At 48.4% G+C, this 17285-nt stretch carries 19 protein-coding genes, 1 other RNA gene and 1 riboswitch; of the genes, 14 read left to right on the top strand and 6 right to left on the bottom strand.

Translation table 11 applies throughout. From position 1 onward, the window contains the following. The first annotated feature begins 9 nt into the window (after positions 1-9). Both RIF25_RS04260 and RIF25_RS04255 read left to right on the top strand, forming a co-directional pair. A complete protein-coding gene (locus RIF25_RS04260; protein ID WP_322877308.1) occupies positions 10-1236 on the top strand; it encodes a hypothetical protein in 1227 nt (408 codons plus the stop codon). Positions 1237-1568: 332 nt separating this feature from the next. Beyond that, positions 1569-1664, top strand: a riboswitch (cyclic di-GMP riboswitch). Between the two features lie 78 nt (positions 1665-1742). Next, the gene (locus RIF25_RS04255) at positions 1743-2729 is read left to right on the top strand and encodes a DMT family transporter (RefSeq protein ID WP_322877307.1); all 987 of its coding nucleotides are present in this window, start codon (positions 1743-1745) and stop codon (positions 2727-2729) included. 25 nt (positions 2730-2754) lie between these two features. Here RIF25_RS04255 and aroQ read toward each other — a convergent pair whose 3' ends face one another. Together aroQ and RIF25_RS04245 are read right to left on the bottom strand one after the other, a co-directional pair. After that, positions 2755-3198, bottom strand: coding sequence for a type II 3-dehydroquinate dehydratase (aroQ, locus tag RIF25_RS04250; protein ID WP_322877306.1), 444 nt, complete (start codon positions 3196-3198; stop codon positions 2755-2757). Between the two features lie 21 nt (positions 3199-3219). Beyond that, positions 3220-3405, bottom strand: coding sequence for a hypothetical protein (locus RIF25_RS04245; RefSeq protein ID WP_322877305.1), 186 nt, complete (start codon positions 3403-3405; stop codon positions 3220-3222). Positions 3406-3801: 396 nt separating this feature from the next. Between RIF25_RS04245 and RIF25_RS04240 the strand changes: the two genes are divergently transcribed. Then, positions 3802-4137 (top strand): carbon dioxide-concentrating mechanism protein CcmK, encoded by a 336-nt coding sequence (locus RIF25_RS04240; protein WP_322877304.1) that lies wholly within the window; start codon positions 3802-3804, stop codon positions 4135-4137. Here RIF25_RS04240 and panD read toward each other — a convergent pair. Next, entirely contained in the window at positions 4129-4557 is a 429-nt protein-coding gene (gene panD / locus RIF25_RS04235) for an aspartate 1-decarboxylase (protein WP_322877303.1), read from the bottom strand. The two genes, RIF25_RS04240 and panD, sit on opposite strands and share 9 nt — an antisense overlap. A 657-nt stretch (positions 4558-5214) precedes the next feature. On the opposite strand from panD, the gene apcA reads away from it, so the two are divergent. The 4 genes from apcA to RIF25_RS04215 all read left to right on the top strand — a co-directional run bounded on the left by apcA (position 5215) and on the right by RIF25_RS04215 (position 7534). Continuing rightward, positions 5215-5700: an allophycocyanin subunit alpha gene (gene apcA, locus RIF25_RS04230; RefSeq protein WP_322877302.1), complete on the top strand. Its 486-nt coding sequence runs from the start codon at positions 5215-5217 to the stop codon at positions 5698-5700. A gap of 61 nt (positions 5701-5761) precedes the next feature. Beyond that, positions 5762-6247 carry an allophycocyanin subunit beta gene (gene apcB / locus RIF25_RS04225; RefSeq protein WP_015126101.1) on the top strand — a complete coding sequence of 162 codons (486 nt, stop codon included), beginning with the start codon at positions 5762-5764 and terminating at the stop codon, positions 6245-6247. A gap of 222 nt (positions 6248-6469) precedes the next feature. Further along, positions 6470-6673 (top strand): phycobilisome linker polypeptide, encoded by a 204-nt coding sequence (locus RIF25_RS04220; RefSeq protein ID WP_015126100.1) that lies wholly within the window; start codon positions 6470-6472, stop codon positions 6671-6673. A gap of 141 nt (positions 6674-6814) precedes the next feature. Further along, the gene (locus RIF25_RS04215; protein WP_322877301.1) at positions 6815-7534 is read left to right on the top strand and encodes a Uma2 family endonuclease; all 720 of its coding nucleotides are present in this window, start codon (positions 6815-6817) and stop codon (positions 7532-7534) included. 24 nt (positions 7535-7558) lie between these two features. On the opposite strand, the gene RIF25_RS04210 is transcribed toward RIF25_RS04215, so the two are convergent. After that, a complete protein-coding gene (locus RIF25_RS04210) occupies positions 7559-8719 on the bottom strand; it encodes a response regulator (protein ID WP_322877300.1) in 1161 nt (386 codons plus the stop codon). A 115-nt stretch (positions 8720-8834) separates the two neighbouring features. Here RIF25_RS04210 and ffs point away from each other — a divergent pair. The 7 genes from ffs to RIF25_RS04175 all read left to right on the top strand — a co-directional run bounded on the left by ffs (position 8835) and on the right by RIF25_RS04175 (position 15530). Further along, positions 8835-8931: signal recognition particle sRNA small type (gene ffs / locus RIF25_RS04205), an RNA gene on the top strand. 46 nt (positions 8932-8977) lie between these two features. Next, positions 8978-9625 (top strand): bifunctional phosphoribosyl-AMP cyclohydrolase/phosphoribosyl-ATP diphosphatase HisIE, encoded by a 648-nt coding sequence (gene hisIE / locus RIF25_RS04200; protein ID WP_322877299.1) that lies wholly within the window; start codon positions 8978-8980, stop codon positions 9623-9625. A gap of 75 nt (positions 9626-9700) precedes the next feature. Beyond that, a complete protein-coding gene (locus RIF25_RS04195) occupies positions 9701-10105 on the top strand; it encodes an NIL domain-containing protein (protein ID WP_322877298.1) in 405 nt (134 codons plus the stop codon). A gap of 18 nt (positions 10106-10123) precedes the next feature. Further along, positions 10124-13801: a hydantoinase B/oxoprolinase family protein gene (locus RIF25_RS04190; protein WP_322877297.1), complete on the top strand. Its 3678-nt coding sequence runs from the start codon at positions 10124-10126 to the stop codon at positions 13799-13801. Positions 13802-13856: 55 nt separating this feature from the next. After that, complete coding sequence (locus RIF25_RS04185) at positions 13857-14189, top strand: DUF433 domain-containing protein (RefSeq protein WP_322877296.1); 333 nt, start codon at positions 13857-13859, stop codon at positions 14187-14189. A gap of 17 nt (positions 14190-14206) precedes the next feature. Next, positions 14207-14605 carry a DUF5615 family PIN-like protein gene (locus tag RIF25_RS04180; RefSeq protein WP_322877295.1) on the top strand — a complete coding sequence of 133 codons (399 nt, stop codon included), beginning with the start codon at positions 14207-14209 and terminating at the stop codon, positions 14603-14605. A 172-nt stretch (positions 14606-14777) separates the two neighbouring features. Further along, positions 14778-15530, top strand: a complete 753-nt coding sequence (locus RIF25_RS04175; protein WP_322877294.1) for a Uma2 family endonuclease — start codon at positions 14778-14780, stop codon at positions 15528-15530. Here RIF25_RS04175 and RIF25_RS04170 read toward each other — a convergent pair. Together RIF25_RS04170 and RIF25_RS04165 are read right to left on the bottom strand one after the other, a co-directional pair. Next, complete coding sequence (locus RIF25_RS04170) at positions 15523-16338, bottom strand: DUF3598 family protein (RefSeq protein WP_322877293.1); 816 nt, start codon at positions 16336-16338, stop codon at positions 15523-15525. The two genes, RIF25_RS04175 and RIF25_RS04170, sit on opposite strands and share 8 nt — an antisense overlap. Beyond that, positions 16335-17279: a histone deacetylase family protein gene (locus tag RIF25_RS04165; RefSeq protein ID WP_322877292.1), complete on the bottom strand. Its 945-nt coding sequence runs from the start codon at positions 17277-17279 to the stop codon at positions 16335-16337. Before RIF25_RS04165 ends, RIF25_RS04170 begins: the two co-directional genes overlap by 4 nt. Between the last annotated feature and the right edge of the window lie 6 nt (positions 17280-17285).

The following is a 17285-nucleotide window of genomic DNA, read 5'->3' as shown; positions in this document are numbered from 1 at the left end:
ATTTCCCCTATGTGGCAGCGGTGGTTACAGCAGTGGCAACTCAGTAGTCTAGAAAAAGCCTACCAAGGTGCAATCGCCCTCAAGGATATTGAAGATAAGCATTTTCAAGGCCAGGCCGTGAGCTTTGCCCCCCAACTAGGAAAAGCTGCCTCAGAGTATTTACAGGGGAAAGTAGAACAACAGCTGAATGTCATCGAATTTAATCTCAGTCAATTTAAGCTGACCGGCCGGTTCAAAAACATCCAAAATGATCCCCAAGAAACTGAAATCCTCGCCAAGTTAGCCTTTATTGAGTCGGTTGCCAGTAAATATCTCAATCTTGCTCCTCTCCCAGCCCAAAACGTTCCTAAAGCCGTTCAATCCAATGTCAACACCATAATCACGGATCCAATTACTAACAATGGGGAAATTATTGCTTTAACCAGGGATAGTCGTCAGCCACCCCAAAATTCTCTTTTGATCAATAACTTTATTGATACCGCCAAGCAAATCAAACGGGAACTCAATCCAGACTATGAACAGGAAGTAATTCGCGACTTACGCACTCTGCGCAAACAACAGGGGACGGCCATTCGCTGGCTCTTGATTCTGGTTATTGTGCCCCTCATTGTCCAAATTACCACCCGGGCCTTAATCTTTGAGCCGCTTTTAGATGGCTGGTGGAATCGTAATCCTAATCCGGCTGAAATTAGCCAAGAGGTGGGGGAGAATTTTCGCCGCGAGTTTTTTGAATATAAGGAAAAGCTCGAAATTGGTGAAATCTTAGGATTAGTCCCCAATGCCTCAACAGATCAAATGCACGCAAGACTGAAGGAGAAAGCCGAGGAACTTTATCGCCAGGCCGGGTATCGAACCTTAGATGGCCTGAAAAATATCTTTGCGGATATCCTTTCCCTAACCTCTTTTGTCCTCTTGGTTTATGTGGGACGGCGGCAACTCCAGGCTCTGCGGATGTTCTTTGGGCGGACGTTTACCTCGTTGAATGACACGACGAAAGTGTTTCTCGTTATTTTAGTCACAGATCTATTTGTCGGGTATCACTCACCAGAGGGCTGGGAAGTCATTTTGGGCGGGATTGCCTCACACTTTGGGTTGCCCGAAAGTCGTACCTTTAATAATAGTTTTATTGCCACCGTCCCCGTGATTATGGATTCCTGGTTCAAGTTTTGGGTCTTTAACTATTTAACCCGGACTTCTCCCTCTTCTGTGGCTATTTTAGAAAAAATGAACCAGTAATCAAAGATTTTTTGATCGGGGCTGTGGAGACTGTTTTGAGGTAGAACAATCTGAGGTTTTTGGCCGGTTATGCATCTCACCTGGCCTGGTCACTGGTCTGCTTTGGTAAGAATAGTTGATAAATCAGTTTATATAAAAAATAGCCTCGGATTGGCCGATCAATTAGTCCTGTTGGCAATCGGAACGCCCTCGGAGCCACCACTCTCATCGGTCAGCCTCTCTATAGTCTGCCGGTTTGAAATATTTTCCAGAATGCGACTTGCACATCCAGACTCAGTTAGGTTATGATTCAGCTCAGTTGGGCTATCTATTCCCCCGCATAGCCCCTCAAATCCCCGAAAAGGCAAATTACTCCGAAAGGGTAAGGCGCAAATCAGAAGTCCTGTAGCTGCCGCTTCAGAAATAGTATGGATGCTTTTGATGCCGAAGGGATTTTTCCAGAATTACATTAACTTAATGTCCTGCTTCACTGGGCAACTCGAACTCTCTTGTCAGGGTCTAGGTCTGTGAGCCGCCAACGTCCGCAGGGGATTGTCCTAGGCCTGGTCTTAGGCTTAGCGGTCATGGCCGTTTCCACAGCGGCAATTTTAGTCCGTTGGGCCACCCTCTGGGCCGCATCCCTAGGGATTGAGTCCAGTTACACCAAGGGGATTGGCTTTAGTTTCTTTCTTGCAGCCGGCCGTCTGGGAATTGCTGCTTTATTATTATTGCCCCAATTTATTAAAACTACCGCCCCAGTGCTGGCCTCCCTCTGGCAACGCTCCCCCGGCTCCAACATCCCTAAACCCAACTCTCCGCCACCTCTGGCCATCTCTGCCTATGGTTGGGGACTGATGGCTGGATTTTGCTTGGCCGCCCATTTTGGCCTTTGGTTTAGCTCCCTCAATTACACATCCATCGTTGCTTCGACAACCTTAGTGACCACAACCCCGATTTGGACGGCTTTGATTCAGTACCTTTGGCAAGGAAAAAGGCTGACTTGGGGGACGATGTGCGGCATTACGGTGGCCTGTGGAGGTGGGTTGCTAATTGGCCTGGGGGAAAAAGCCGGAGACCTCGCGCCGCAGCCTCTATTGGGAAATGGCCTGGCTTTATTGGCGGCCTGGGCAGTCAGTTTCTACTTTATCAGTGGGGAGCAGGCTCAGGCCCAAGGGTTAAGCATTCGCCACTATACCGCCATTGCCAATACCAGTGCCGCCCTAATTCTTCTGCCGCTACCACCGCTTTTAGGGGTTTCCTATGGTGGTTGGCCGGGGGAAATTTATGGAGTGCTGCTGCTGTTAGCCTTAATTCCGCAACTGATTGGTCATACGAGCTTGAACTGGGCAATTCGCTGGCTGGCCCCAACTTGGGTGACCTTAGCGGTTTTAGCAGAGCCAATTGCCGCCAGTGCCCTCGCCTTTTGGGTCTTTGGGGAACGCCCAGGCCTGGTTTTGGTCTTTGGAGGAGCCTTAATCTTATTTGGAGTCGGGTTTGCGGTGATCAGGCGTTAACAAACAAAGGACCCTGGATTGGTCTTTAGTTGGGGGGCTGAAGATGCTGGATAATCCCCCGCAGGCCGAGGAGGTAACTGGTGGGCCCAAAGCCACAAATCTGTCCTATGACCACTGGAGCTAAATAGGAATGGTGTCTAAATTCTTCTCGTTTGTGGATATTGCTGAGATGAACTTCAACTACGGGAATCTGGATGGCGGCAATAGCATCTCGAATCGCCACACTGGTATGGGTGTAGGCTCCGGCATTGATTATGACTCCAGCAGAGTTAGCCCCGGCCTGGTGGAGCCAATCAACAAGGACTCCTTCATGGTTCGACTGCTGGCAAACGACTCTCACCCCCAAGGACTCAGCCAGTTGCTCTAGGGCATTGTTAATTTGCTCTAAGGTTACTGAACCATAAACCCCAGGCTCTCGCGTTCCGAGAAGGTTTAAGTTGGGCCCGTGGATGACAGCAATGGTGATCAAATTCAGGGAGTCCCGAAAGCCTTAACGGCCGTTGCGCTCGCGGACTGGGACTGGAATGGGTTCCAGGGTTGGCTCAGGTTCATCACCGGCAAGGAGTTCTACCAGTTTTTTTAACCAAGACTTCAATGTTTCTAAAATTTGCTCAATGTAGTCCATAGGTTTAGTTAACTCCAGGCCTGGGCTAAAAGGACAAGGTACAGGAAGCAACGCCAGAAAATCTAACGGCTCAAATAATATTGATGATGTTTTATCACAATGTATTAAGCATAATCTAACACAAATAGTTTTGGGGTAGCAGTCGTACTTTTAGGGATCACTTTTGCAGAGCAACACTGAGGCTCAGAGCATCTATGCCGATACATCGACCGTGCGGATTTATAGAAATCTTAAGAATTCTGCCAAGAACAAACTTTCTGACATTTCTCTATTCAATCCCTAACGGCCAGCACCATCGGCTCAGTGAGAGTAACGATAAAAAATGTTTATATTCATCATTGGCTGGAATCATTGAATTTCCGGAGACTGTGGCTTGGTTGGGGTAGCTCCTGGATTAAAATATGGGTTGATCGTAAACATTAGCCCAAAGATGCGAGGTCATAAGCTGTGCCGATAGCCGTTGGAATGGTAGAAGTATTGGGAACTCCCCCGGCCTTGGCTGTGGCGGATGTGATGGTTAAAGCAGCGCGTGTGACATTGGTGGGTTATGAACGTCTCAGTGGGGCCCGGCTGACGATTATTGTCCGGGGCGATGTGGCTGAAGTCCAGGCCTCGGTTGCAGCGGGAGAACTAGCGGCCAAAAAAGTTCCAGCCGAAAGCCCGAAAGAAGAAACCCTATTTTGCTCTTCCGTGGTAATTCCCCGTCCCGATGATAATGTCGAGGCCATCTTCCCCACCATGCAGTTTCAATTTGGGCCCGATTGGGAGCGATTTTTAGTCTAGGGGCTGGGCTGTGGTTTTCAGGGTCATCCCTAACTCTGTTTCCCAAAGAGATTGTTCGAGCAATTCTTGGCAGTGGTTTTGGGCATCGGCAATCACGACACGGGCCTGGTGGCCAGCTTGGAGAACAGCCTGCCGCTCCCTCAGTTCATAGGCCGCAATAATGACAATATCGCCAATGGCACATAGATGGGCCGCCGCCCCATTGACACAAATTGTTCCCGTTCCGGCTTGGCCGGGTAAGGCATAGGTTGTTAAGCGGTTGCCATTGGTTGCATTCCAAACCTCCACCTCTTGAAGGGGTAAAATGCCAACTAAATTCAGGAGGTCTGGGTCAATCGTAATGCTCCCAACATAGTTAATATTGGCATCGGTGACTCGCAGACGATGGAGCTTGGCGTGAAGGAGTCGGATCAAAGCCATGGCAATTCATTGAATCCTATCGTCTAAATTTACCTTGCCACGAGGATCCCTGGTTGAGGTCTAAGCTTGAGGAAACAAGGTAAGGACTCAGAAAAGAAAAAAATGCCTAGATGGCCTGGCCTGTAAGGTTGATTTCCCCCTTGTGTTTTGTATTGGTTTAGCTCTCCAGCCCATGCCCTGAATGGATTAAATTGGGCGCACAGGAGTTCAATCACCGACCATTGAGGCAGCTATGTTGGCAACTTTAGGCCTCTCAATGGGTAACCCTGGGGGAGGAAGCTAAAAATCAGCCCCTTAGCTCAATCCCTGCCTTTGGTCATTATGAACAATTATGTCCAGACTTCCCGCCCTTTACGAACAAATGTAACAAGGGATTAACGTCTTCCCTGACTTTGAGGGCTTTTATGGCCAACCTTGCCCGAAAAATCCCAGAAATGTTACAAAGCATTTCAAGGGTGTCGTTTGATGTTCGCATTAACAGACAATGTTTTGCGGAAGGTTTCTGACCTCACGGGGGTGATCCCGTCTGAGAGTTAGCTGGTTTAGACCCTAGTTTGGCTCTCTGATTAAAGGCTGTGATCCTCCCAACTCATTCTGGCTTAAGCCAGCTTCAGATACTAAGCCCCTAGTTTTTTCATTCCAACTTGGAGGAATTCAATGAGCGTCGTCACGAAGTCGATCGTGAATGCTGATGCCGAGGCCCGTTATCTCAGCCCCGGTGAATTAGATCGGATTAAGAGCTTTGTCACCACTGGCGAACGGCGGTTACGCATTGCCCAAACCCTGACCGAAAATCGGGAGCGTCTGGTCAAACAAGCCGGTGATCAATTGTTCCAGAAACGCCCTGATGTGGTTTCCCCCGGTGGTAATGCCTATGGCGAAGAAATGACCGCCACCTGCTTGCGTGACTTGGACTACTACCTCCGCTTAGTGACCTACGGAATTGTTTCTGGCGATGTCACCCCGATTGAAGAAATTGGGATCGTTGGCGTGCGGGAAATGTACAACTCCTTGGGTACTCCCATCCCGGCCGTGGCTGAAGGTGTGCGTGGTTTGAAAAATGCCGCTGCTAGCCTCTTGTCGGCCGAAGATGCCGCTGAAGCTGGTTCTTACTTCGATTTCGTCATTGGGGCCATGCAGTAAGGCTGCCGTCTCTTGCGTTCAATTTTTAACTTATTGAGAACATTGCTGAGGAATTATAACCATGCAAGATGCCATTACCGCTGTCATCAACTCCTCTGATGTGCAGGGCAAGTATCTGGATACTGCTGCTTTAGAAAAGCTCAAGTCTTATTTTGCCACTGGCGAACTGCGCGTCCGGGCCGCTACCGTGATTAGCTCCAACGCCGCTGGTATCGTCAAGGAAGCTGTTGCTAAGTCCTTGTTGTACTCCGACATCACTCGGCCTGGTGGGAATATGTACACCACCCGTCGTTATGCCGCTTGTATCCGTGACTTAGATTACTACCTCCGTTACGCCACCTATGCCATGTTGGCTGGCGATCCTTCCATCTTGGATGAGCGGGTATTGAACGGTTTGAAAGAAACCTACAACTCCTTGGGCGTGCCCATTGCCGCTACTGTGCAGGCGATCCAGGCCATGAAGGAAGTCACCGCTAGCTTGGTGGGTTCTGATGCTGGAAAAGAAATGGGTGTCTATTTTGACTACATTTCTTCTGGCTTGAGCTAGGACTAACTACCGATCAGAGATTTCTGGTTGTGCTTTAGGTCTGGGATGTTGGGGATGAATTTCAGTCTGTACAGGCCCCGTCATGTTCACTGGTGTTACTCCGGAATATGTTCGTTTTTGCTTGAACAGTTTGATGTTGATCCTTAACACCCAGACTTAGTGTATTTGAGAAGATGAATTTAGACCCACACTACTCAGGACAAGGTTTGGAGCCGACGACCTATGCGACTGTTTAAGATCACTGCCTGCGTTCCTAGCCAGACCCGGATTCGGACTCAGCGGGAATTGCAAAATACTTATTTTACCAAGTTGGTCCCCTACGATAATTGGTTTAAGGAACAGCAACGGATTCAAAAAATGGGAGGCAAAATCGTTAAGGTTGAGCTTTCTACCGGTAAGCCAGGCGCGAATACGGGACTTTTATAGGTTCAGTTTTTGAGCCTCAACTTAACAATGCATTAGAGACCGCTGATTGATCTGGCCTGGAGCTAGGGAGATGGGCGGTTTTTTAGTGAGGATTTGGGAAAAGACTATTTAGACTAGAAGCAACGTGGCGGGGTAAGCCCTATGACCCTTTCCTTAGAGCGAGAAATCAAACCTGAGATTATCTATCCCGATAGCAATGGCCAACCCATGGCAGAAAATACATTGCAGTTTGAATGGATTGTCCTGATCAAAGAAAACTTAGAATGCCTGTTTGCCAATGACCCCAATGTCTTTGTTGCTGGGGATTTGCTCTGGTATCCAGTGGAAGGTCATCCAGAAATTCGGGTTGCGCCGGATGCGATGGTAATTTTTGGCCGGGCTAAGGGGTATCGCGGTTCCTATCGGCAATGGGAAGAAGGGAATATTGCCCCGCATGTGGTGTTTGAGGTGCTATCGCCGGGTAATACTGCAACGGAAATGAATCGCAAGCTCCAGTTCTATGATCGCTATGGGGTGCAGGAATATTACATCTATGATCCGGTAGACAATGATCTATCCGGGTTTCAGCGCAATGGGGGTGGACAACTGGCGGTGATCACAGAGATTCAGGATTGGACAAGTCCGTTGTTAACGATTCGTTTTTTCCTTACCTCTGAGACATTGGAACTGTATTACCCTGATGGGCAACGGTTTCAGGGGATGATGGAGTTACGCCAGAATTGGGAACAAGTAAATCAACAGCTAGACCAGGCCAATCAGCAGTTAGAACAAGAGCGATTACGGGCCGAACAGGAAAAACAACGGGCTGATCGTTTATTGGCTAAATTGCGGGAATTGGGGGTTGAGCCGGAATCAATTTAAGGTGTTGATCCTAATTTCCTGAGTTTAGAGAGCGTCTTGGAGCATTTTTTCCGGGTCTGCCAAGCTCGGATTTGCTCGTCCAGCGTAATATTCAACCAAGGATAGTAATTCATCGGGACTGAAAGGTTTGGCTAGGTAGTTGTTAGCTCCCAGGATATTGGCCCGCAGTCGCTCGCTTAAGCCACTATGGCTAGTCAAGATAATAATTGGCGTATGGCGAAACTGGGGGGTGTGGCGAAGCATGGCACAAAAGTCATAGCCATTGAGTTCCGGCATATTCAGATCACAGAAAATTAAGTCGGGATGGAGTTGAAAAATCAGGCTGAGGGCTTTGAGGGGGTGGGCAATACCTGTGGCTTCATAGCCGGCCTGGGAGAGGGTTTTTTCGACAAATTGACGAATGGTGAGAGAGTCGTCCACACACATGATCCGGGGAGTGTGGCGTTGAATGTGCAGGGCAACTGGCCTGGGGGGAGCAGGCGGGGGGGTGAGTTGGACGAGGCCCTGGTGGAGATAAGGGAGAATGACTTTGCCCACGCTACTGATATCCCTCCCTAAACGCCGTGACAGGACGCGGAGACTGAGTTGATCCTGCATCCAGGCCTGGAGGAGCTTCCAACTACTTTCGGCGAGGAGGGCCTGGGGCTGGGGGGAATCTCCTGGATGGAGGTATTGATCGGGAGAGCGAATGTAGGGATAGAGGGTTTTCCACTCCCGCAACTGTTCCATGACATCACTGAGCAGCCCAATCAGAGGGTAGGTGGTTAGTTGGGGAATGCCTAGAGTTGTGGTTTGCCAACAAAACCAGCCCCGATAAAGACTGGCCACATCTAAGAGGGATTCCCGAATCATTAGCCGTAAGAGATGGTGAGCTTGGGCAATATCAATTTGGTCTTGTTGAAGTAACCACCAGAGGGCTTCATATTCGGGCCAACTACTCCCTGCACTACTATCCGAAAGCTCAGATTGGTCAGGAGTGCGTAAATTATTGCCGTGTAGATAATCCTGGAGGCGGTGGAGGGACTGACTATGGAGATCCGCAATGTAGAGAATCCGGCCGTTGATGAGGAGCAATAACCAGTACTGGCCGCTCTCGTCTTCAATATAAAGTTCTCCCGTGCGTTGTGTTAGGGATAAACTTTGAAGCAAGCTGTAAAAATCAAGATCGCTGAGGCTGCCTTCCATACTCTGATTCCCAGGTTAATGGCCAGCATAGCGGTTTATCCCAGGCCTCAATGAGATTGGTTACGCTTATTCATTAAAAGATCAAAAGTTTCTGCCAGTTGTTATGATAGGGATCGGCTCGGAACCATGCGATGACAACGCCTCAACCTTGTCAGGCCCGGAAGGGAGCAGCAATACGGGATGCTTGTGATAGGCGTGGCCTCCGGGTCTTTAAGGTTTTTTGTAACGTTACAGTGAGCCGATTAAGCTATTTTGGCTTTGAATTATCCTGCTATCCCCATTGAGACCATTCGCTTTGATGAGCGGGGCCTGGTGCCAGCCATTGTTCAGGATTATTTAGATGGCACGGTTTTGATGCTGGCCTGGATGAATCGGGATTCACTTCATAAAACAATGGAAACGGGGCGGACTTGGTTTTGGAGTCGTTCCCGCCAAGAACTCTGGCCCAAGGGCGAAACATCAGGCCATGTCCAGTGGGTGAAGTCGTTACGGTATGACTGTGATGCTGATGCTCTGTTAATTACGGTGGAGCAGGTGGGAAATATTGCTTGCCATACGGGTGAGCGCAGTTGTTTCCATCAAATCCAAGACCCGCAAACCCAGGCCCCAAAAGTTCTCCCCCCCCCGGCTGATATGCTCTCCCAAGTATTTGCAGTCATCCAAGAGCGACAAAAACATCCCGACAGTCAATCCTATACCGCCTCGCTTTTCCAGGCCGGGGATAACAAAATTCTAAAAAAAATTGGTGAAGAAGCCGCTGAAGTGGTCATGGCCTGTAAGGATGATCAACCCGATGCCATTGCCAATGAAGTTGCCGATTTGTTTTACCATGCCCTTGTTGCCCTGGCCCATCATGGGGTGAGCTTGCGACAGGTGTATGAAGTTTTGGCTGCGCGACGGAAATAAGCGGTAGAAAAGAGGAGAGAGAATACCTTAATCCTAAATATCTCACTTCTAATTCCTCACTCCTGAGAAACAACTATGAAAAAGCGCGTTACTCTCACCTTTCCCCGGCGCACGGTACAAATGCCCTTAACCTATCGCTTGGCCAAAGATTTTAATATTGCCGCAAATATCATCCGGGCCCAGGTTGCGCCGAATCAGGTGGGGAAACTAGTCCTGGAGTTGGCTGGAGACATTGATCAATTAGAGGCAGCCTTGGATTGGATGCGAACCCAGGAAATTGGCGTATCTCTCGCAAGTCGGGAAATTATGATTGATGACCAGGCCTGTGTCCATTGCGGCTTATGTACAGGCGTATGTCCAACTCAAGCTTTATCACTCCATCCAGAAACTTGGCAACTGCAATTTACCCGCTCGCGCTGTATTGTCTGTGAGCAATGTGTGCCTACTTGTCCCGTCCAGGCCATTTCAACAGCATTTTAAACAGTTTTGTGAGTTGTTATGGGTTGGCAGTTTTGGATTGATCGCGGTGGCACATTTACGGACATTGTCGCCCAGGCCCCAAATGGTCAAATTACTGTTCATAAACTCCTTTCGGAAAATCCCCAACGCTATCAGGATGCAGCCCTCCAAGGTATGCGCGAGATTTTAGGGATTGCTAGTCATGAACCGATTCCCCCTGAGCAAATTACCGCTGTCAAAATGGGAACCACGGTGGCCACCAATGCCCTCTTGGAACACAAAGGCGAGCCGACTGTTTTAGTGATCAATGTTGGGTTCAAAGATGCTTTACAAATTGGCTATCAAAACCGGCCGGATCTGTTTGCCTTAGAAATTAAACTACCAAAACTACTTTATGTGGATGTGATTGAAGCTACGGGGCGTTACCAGGCCAATGGAGCAGAACTAACTTCACTTGATATACCCCAAATCAAACAGGATTTGCAAAGAGCTTACAACCAAGGAATCCAGGCCTGTGCCATTGTCTTGATGCATAGTTATCGCTATCCCGAGCACGAACAAATTATTGCTGAAATTGCCGCTGAAGTTGGTTTTAAGCAAATTTCTATTTCCCATCAAATTAGCCCCTTGATTAAACTGATTCGGAGGGGAGATACAACCGTTGTTGATGCCTATTTATCGCCCATCTTGAGAAGATATGTGGATCGCTTAGGGCAAGAACTTCCTCCGGAAAAATTGTTATTTATGCAATCTCATGGGGGCCTGGTTAGTTCAACTCAATTTCAAGGTAAAGATAGCATTCTCTCGGGGCCTGCCGGCGGCTTAGTCGGGGTTGTCCAAACAGGGCTACAAGCAGGCATTAAACACATCATTGGCTTTGATATGGGCGGCACTTCTACGGATGTTTGTCACTATCGCCATAGGGATGAACACACAATGATTCCAGTCTATGAGCGGCAATGGGAAACTGAGATTGCAGGGGTGCGGCTACAAACTCCAATGTTGGCCATTCATACAGTGGCGGCCGGGGGCGGTTCGATTCTCAAATATTCGCAAAATCGCTATCAAGTTGGTCCTGAATCAGCCGGAGCAAACCCAGGCCCCGCCGCCTATGGTAACAATGGCCCCTTAACGATTACCGATGCGAATGTATTATTGGGCAAAATTCAACCGGATCACTTTCCAAAAATCTTCGGCCCCGCTGGCAATTTACCCCTAGATGTCACTGCCGTACAAACAAAATTTGCGGCGCTCACAGAATCGATCAAAACCGTCACCAATACCCAGATCACCCCCGCATCAGTTGCCGCCGGATTTATCACCATTGCGGTTGAAACCATGGCCCAGGCCATTAAAAAAATCTCACTCCAACGAGGTTATGATTTGCGGGATTATACTCTTTGTTGTTTTGGCGGGGCCGGGGGTCAACACGCCTGTTTAATTGCGGAATCGTTGGGGATTTCTCAAGTGCTAATTCACCCTTACGCTGGAGTTTTATCAGCCTATGGCATGGGATTAGCAGATGTCAGAGCAATCAAAGAACAATCAATTTTGTTGACAATTGAACCTGATAATCTAACGCAAACTCATGTTAAAGATGTGATCGAAACTATTGAAATCCAACTCAAACAAGCCACTATTCAAGAACTAGAATCAGAAGCAGTTGAATCTCAACAAATTACCACCCGCACTACCCTTCAATGTCGTTATCAAGGTAGCGATACCAGTTTAGAGATTCCTTATTTAGATGACATCACTACAATTATTGACACCTTCACCCAGGCCCATCAACAACGCTATGGCTTCACATTTACAGATCGCCCCATCGAAATTGCCAGTTTAGCCGTGGAAGCGATTGGCGCGATGCCCTTACCCCAGAATTCTTTTAATCATCAAACTCACACTGATACAAGCCCCCTCATCAATGTTGATCTCTACAGTAAAGGTAAATGGCACAAAGTCCCGGCCTGGTCGCGGAATACTTTACCCCCTGAAACGGTGATTCCAGGCCCCGCTCTAATCATCGAACCCACTGGCACAAATGTGATTGAAGTCGGTTGGCAAGCTGTGATCACTCAGGAGCATAATTTAGTTTTAAGAAGAGAGGAAAGAGTAGAAATTGCAGCGAGAATAGGGAATAGGAAACAGATAAATTCCTTAGCTGAAGTCTCACTACTCGCACCTGACCCAATTCAACTGGAAATTTTTCACAACCTCTTCCAGGCCATTGCCGAACAAATGGGTGTAACGCTACAAAATACCAGTGCTTCGGTAAATATTAAAGAACGCTTAGATTTTTCCTGTGCCTTGTTTGATGCTAAGGGTGAACTGGTCGCCAACGCCCCCCATATTCCCGTGCATTTGGGTTCAATGGGCCAGACGGTCAAAACCCTTTTAGAAATCAAAGGAAAGCAACTCAAACTAGGCCAGGTTTATGCCAGTAACAACCCCTACGCTGGCGGAACCCATTTGCCCGATATTACGGTGATTACGCCTATATTTTTAGATCAATCAACACCGCAGTTTTTTGTTGCATCCCGAGGCCATCATGCCGATATTGGTGGAATTACGCCCGGTTCCATGCCAGCCGATAGTTACCATCTCGATCAAGAAGGCGTATTACTGGACTTTTTCCCACTGGTCAATCACGGTGAATTTCAAGAACAAGCCCTATTAAATCTCCTCACAAACTGCCCCTATCCGGCCCGCAATCCCCAGCAAAACATTACGGATCTCCAGGCCCAGATTGCCGCGAATAATTGGGGGGTGAAAGAGCTAACCAAATTAGTGGATCACTATGGCCTGGAAACGGTTAGCAACTACATGGAATTTATCCAGGCCAATGCGGCGGATTGTTTACGGCAGCGAATTAAATCTCTCAACTCTGGCTCTTTTATCTATCCCCTCGATAACGGCGCAATCATTCAAGTCAACATTGAAGTGCATCCCGACACCGAAACCTTCACCATAGATTTCACCGGCACTTCTCCCCAGGATACTGGTAACTTAAATGCGCCCTTGGCTGTGACAAAAGCAGCGGTGTTATATGTTTTACGCACCCTCATCCCGGAAAAAATTCCCCTCAATGCCGGTTGTTTGCGCCCCGTGACAGTGATTGTGCCTGAAGGTTGTTTGCTGAACCCAACTTATCCCGCCGCTGTTGTTGCTGGTAATGTCGAAACCTCCCAGGCCGTGACGAATGCGATTTATGGGGCGTTGGGTTTGCTGGCTGCCTCCCAAGGAACGATGAATAACCTCACCTTTGGCAACTCAAATTATCAATATTACGAAACCATTGGTGGTGGGTCTGGCGCGGGGCCTGGGTTTCATGGAGCATCCGGCGTGCAAACTCACATGACTAATTCAAGACTGACGGATCCAGAAGTGTTAGAAACTCGGTTCCCTGTGCTGTTAGAAGCGTTTGCAATTCGTCCTGATAGTGGGGGGCAAGGTCGATTTACCGGGGGCAATGGTTTGATTCGGCGGATCAAATTCTTAGAACCAATGACTGTGGGGATGATTTCTCAAAGTCGAATTGTGGCTCCCTTTGGACTGAGAAATGGAGAAGCTGGAAAAGTTGGGGAAAATTGGTTAGAACAAGCGGAAGGAAAACGGCAAAAGTTAGATGGTAAATTTAGCTTAAACCTCCAAGCCAATGATGTCATTGAAATTCATACTCCTGGCGGTGGGGGCTATGGTTATAAGAATCTAGACTGAGCGGTTTGTTACGATAAGCTTGAGATCAGATCATTCATCAAGACGTTTACGCCCAATGCAACTCACAATTACCCCTGAACTTCTTCCCTTGAGCTTTGATGCTGATGATGTCGTGAGAGTCGGAAAAACGCGAGTGACTTTAGATACGGTCATTACTGTCTTTAAGGGTGGGGCAAGACCAGAGGAAATTATAGAGTGTTATCCAGTTTTAACCTTGGCTCAAGTTTATGCTGTGATTGCCTACTACCTTAACAATGAAACTGAAGTTGAAGCGTATTTATGTCAACGTCAGCAAGAGGCAGGACAGATTTACGCTAATTTTACAAAAAAATTTCCTCAATCCGACCTGAAAGAGAAACTGTTGGCTCATCAAGCTAAAAAGTCATAAATGGGTTTTGATGCTCAATGACAATGCAATTTCTCACCTCAAGTAGCATCAGTAAATCAGTCAAAATAAAATTTCTTGCTGATGAAAATTTAGACAATAAAATTCTGAAAGGCCTACTTCAAAAACACAAATCAATTGATATTGTCCGAGTTCAAGATGTTGGTCTATCAGGAAAAAGTGATCCAACCGTTTTGGCCTGGGCTGCTGAGGAAAAGCGAATTTTGTTAACCCATGATGTTAAGACAATCATTAAGCATGCCAGTGAACGTATCCATCAAGCTCTGCCAATGCCGGGCGTGATACTGATTAAATCACCTCCATTCCTCAGCCAAGTCATCGAAGATATTTTAGTGATTTGGGAGTGTACTGATCCAATAGACTTTGATAACCGTATTGAATTTTTGCCACTCAAGTAAATCTAGTAACATAAAAAAGTCAAAGCTGATTTAAGAGTGGGCTAAATATAACTTGCTCCTGGCCAATGACGTGATTGAAACTCATACTCCTGACGGTAGTGGTTATGGCTTGGCTGATAGCGAAGGAATTGCCTAAACTAAAACTAATCCCATCTGCTTGGAGCACAGACCGATGACTGTTGCCCTAGAAAGAGACCCGGAACGCGAGATTGAATATCCTGATAGTGATGGCCAACCAATGGCTGATAACACCCTCCAGTTTCGTTGGATTGTCCTGATTAAAGAAAACTTAGAGTATCTGTTTTTACCCCAGGCCGATGTCTTTGTGGCCGGCGATTTGCTCTGGTATCCCGTGGAAGGTCGTCCTGATATTCGAGTCGCGCCCGATGTGATGGTGGCATTTGGCCGACCCAAGGGGGAACGCGGCTCCTATCGGCAGTGGCAAGAGGGCAATATTGCGCCCCAAGTCGTGTTTGAAATTCTCTCTCCCGGCAATACCACCAAAGAAATGAGCCGGAAGCTGCTGTTCTATAACCGCTATGGCGTGGATGAATATTATATTTACGACCCGGATAAGAATGAACTCACAGGCCTGGAACGACAACAGGGTGAACTTCTCCCGATTGAGACCATAGAGAACTGGGTAAGTCCCCGTTTAGGGATTCGCTTTGAGTTAACAGCCTCAACCCTGAATCTTTATGACCCCCAAGGCAACCTATTTTTAACCCCCGTCCAGATCCGTCAACGGGCCGAGTATGAAGCCCAACGAGCGGATCAAGAGGCCCAACGAGCAAAACTTGAAGCCCAGCGAGCAGACCAAGCAATGCAACAGGCCGAATATGAAGCCCAGCGGGCCGAAGCAGAAAAAGCCAGGGCAGATCGAATGGCCGCTAAACTCCAGGCCTTGGGGATTGACCCTAACTGATTTTTGTTTCCTCCACCAATGTTAAGCATTGCCAGGCCCCGCTGGAATCATAATGCCGACCGAGACGCAACCGTAATTGAGGATTTACCAGCCAAGCTAATTCCAAGAAAAACCCTTGCCGAGTCGGAATTGCTAACGGGAGAACCGCTGAGCCACCACCGGGCAAACAAAAGAGTTTGATGGGATGATTCCCAGAAAATGTCAGATGTTCACCATCCCAGGCCCCGGTTGAGTTAATCCTTTCCTGGCCGTAGTGGAGCGATTGGTGCAGGTGTTGACCATCAAAGGTAATTTCTAGCTGTGTTTGAACCTGAGTCGGATTGCGAAAATCAGGATAAAGGGTAGTTGCCGTTCCCTGCCAAATGCCCGTGAGTTGGCCTGGAGTCAAAGCCGGTAATTCGATTGGAGGATTGTCTTGCCGATATTCCTGGATCAAGGTAATGGTTTCCAGTTGCCCATTGCGATAGAGCGGAATCCCCCGCAGCCGCCGATCTCCCGCAATCAAGCCAAATTCTGCGCCAAAGTCCCCATAGGGGCCAGATTGGGTTGAGCCTTGGGAAAATGCGCCATTGTCAAAAAATAAAACACTACGACTAAGGCTACTGTACTCCCAGGCCTTGGTTTGGCTGAGTTGACCTTGGGCATCAAAATATTGGTTCTCTTGGCGGATGGTTTGCTGATCTAGGCTCGGGGTAAGGCTAACGGTCGTTGGAGTTGCCGATTGGAAAGTCCCTTGTCCATCAAAATAGGCCGAGGTTCCCCGCCAAGTCCCCTGATGCAACAACAAGGCCGACCACATCTGATTCATGGTTCATCAATCCCCTGCCCTAAACAAGTTGCAACGGTAGCTCTTACCGAAGTAGCCAGGCCCCCTAAGTCATATCCCCCCTCCAGGCCAAACACCGTCTTGCGCGTCAAGGATAAACAGGCTTGGGTGAGTTGGGCATAGTCCCCTGGAGTCAGTAAAATCTCCGAGAGAGGATCATCCCGATGGGCATCATACCCGGCACTCACCAGAAGCAGATCCGGATTAAAGGCTTTGAGGAAGGGAATCACGCGATCCGTCATGGCCTGGTGATAGTCGGCTCCCGTACTACCCGCATCCAGGGGAATGTTCAAGACATTTTGGTACTGGCCCTGTTCGTGACTCGCGCCGGTGTAGGGGTAATGGGGCGACTGATGTAATGAGCAATAGGCAATGTTAGGCAAAGATTCCACACAGGCCTGGGTGCCATTCCCGTGATGCACATCCCAATCCAAAATTGCCACCCGTGAAATTCCCGGTAAGCTCAGGGCATAGTGGGCCGCAATCGCCGCATTGGCCAACAAACAAAACCCCATTCCCCGTTCGGGTAAGGCATGGTGGCCGGGGGGGCGAGCCAAGACAAAACTGGGCTGATCGGTATTCCACGTTTGACTAACCCCATCTAGCCAGGCATTCACGGCCAATAGCGCAACTTGATAACTTTCCCCCGAAATCACCGTATCCGGATCCAAATGTCCCCGTTCCTGATCCCTTAAACTCTCAGCCAACCCTTGTAGGGTCTGGAGATATTGGGGTTGATGGACAAGGTTAATCCAGGCCAGGGGATCGCGATCTTTAACTTGGGTGGGCAATTGCCAGGTTAATTGGTTCGCCCAGGCCGCATCTTGGAGAAGTTTAACAATCGCCTCAAGGCGTTGCGGACGCTCCGGGTGGTAGGGGCCGGTCTTATGGTTAAGAAACTCAGGAGAATAAATAACAAGCATCGCTAC

Source organism: Pseudocalidococcus azoricus BACA0444, assembly GCF_031729055.1.
Lineage (GTDB): Bacteria > Cyanobacteriota > Cyanobacteriia > Thermosynechococcales > Thermosynechococcaceae > Pseudocalidococcus > Pseudocalidococcus azoricus.
Note: the sequence above shows the minus strand (reverse complement) of the source record. Positions and strands in the feature narration are given on the sequence as shown.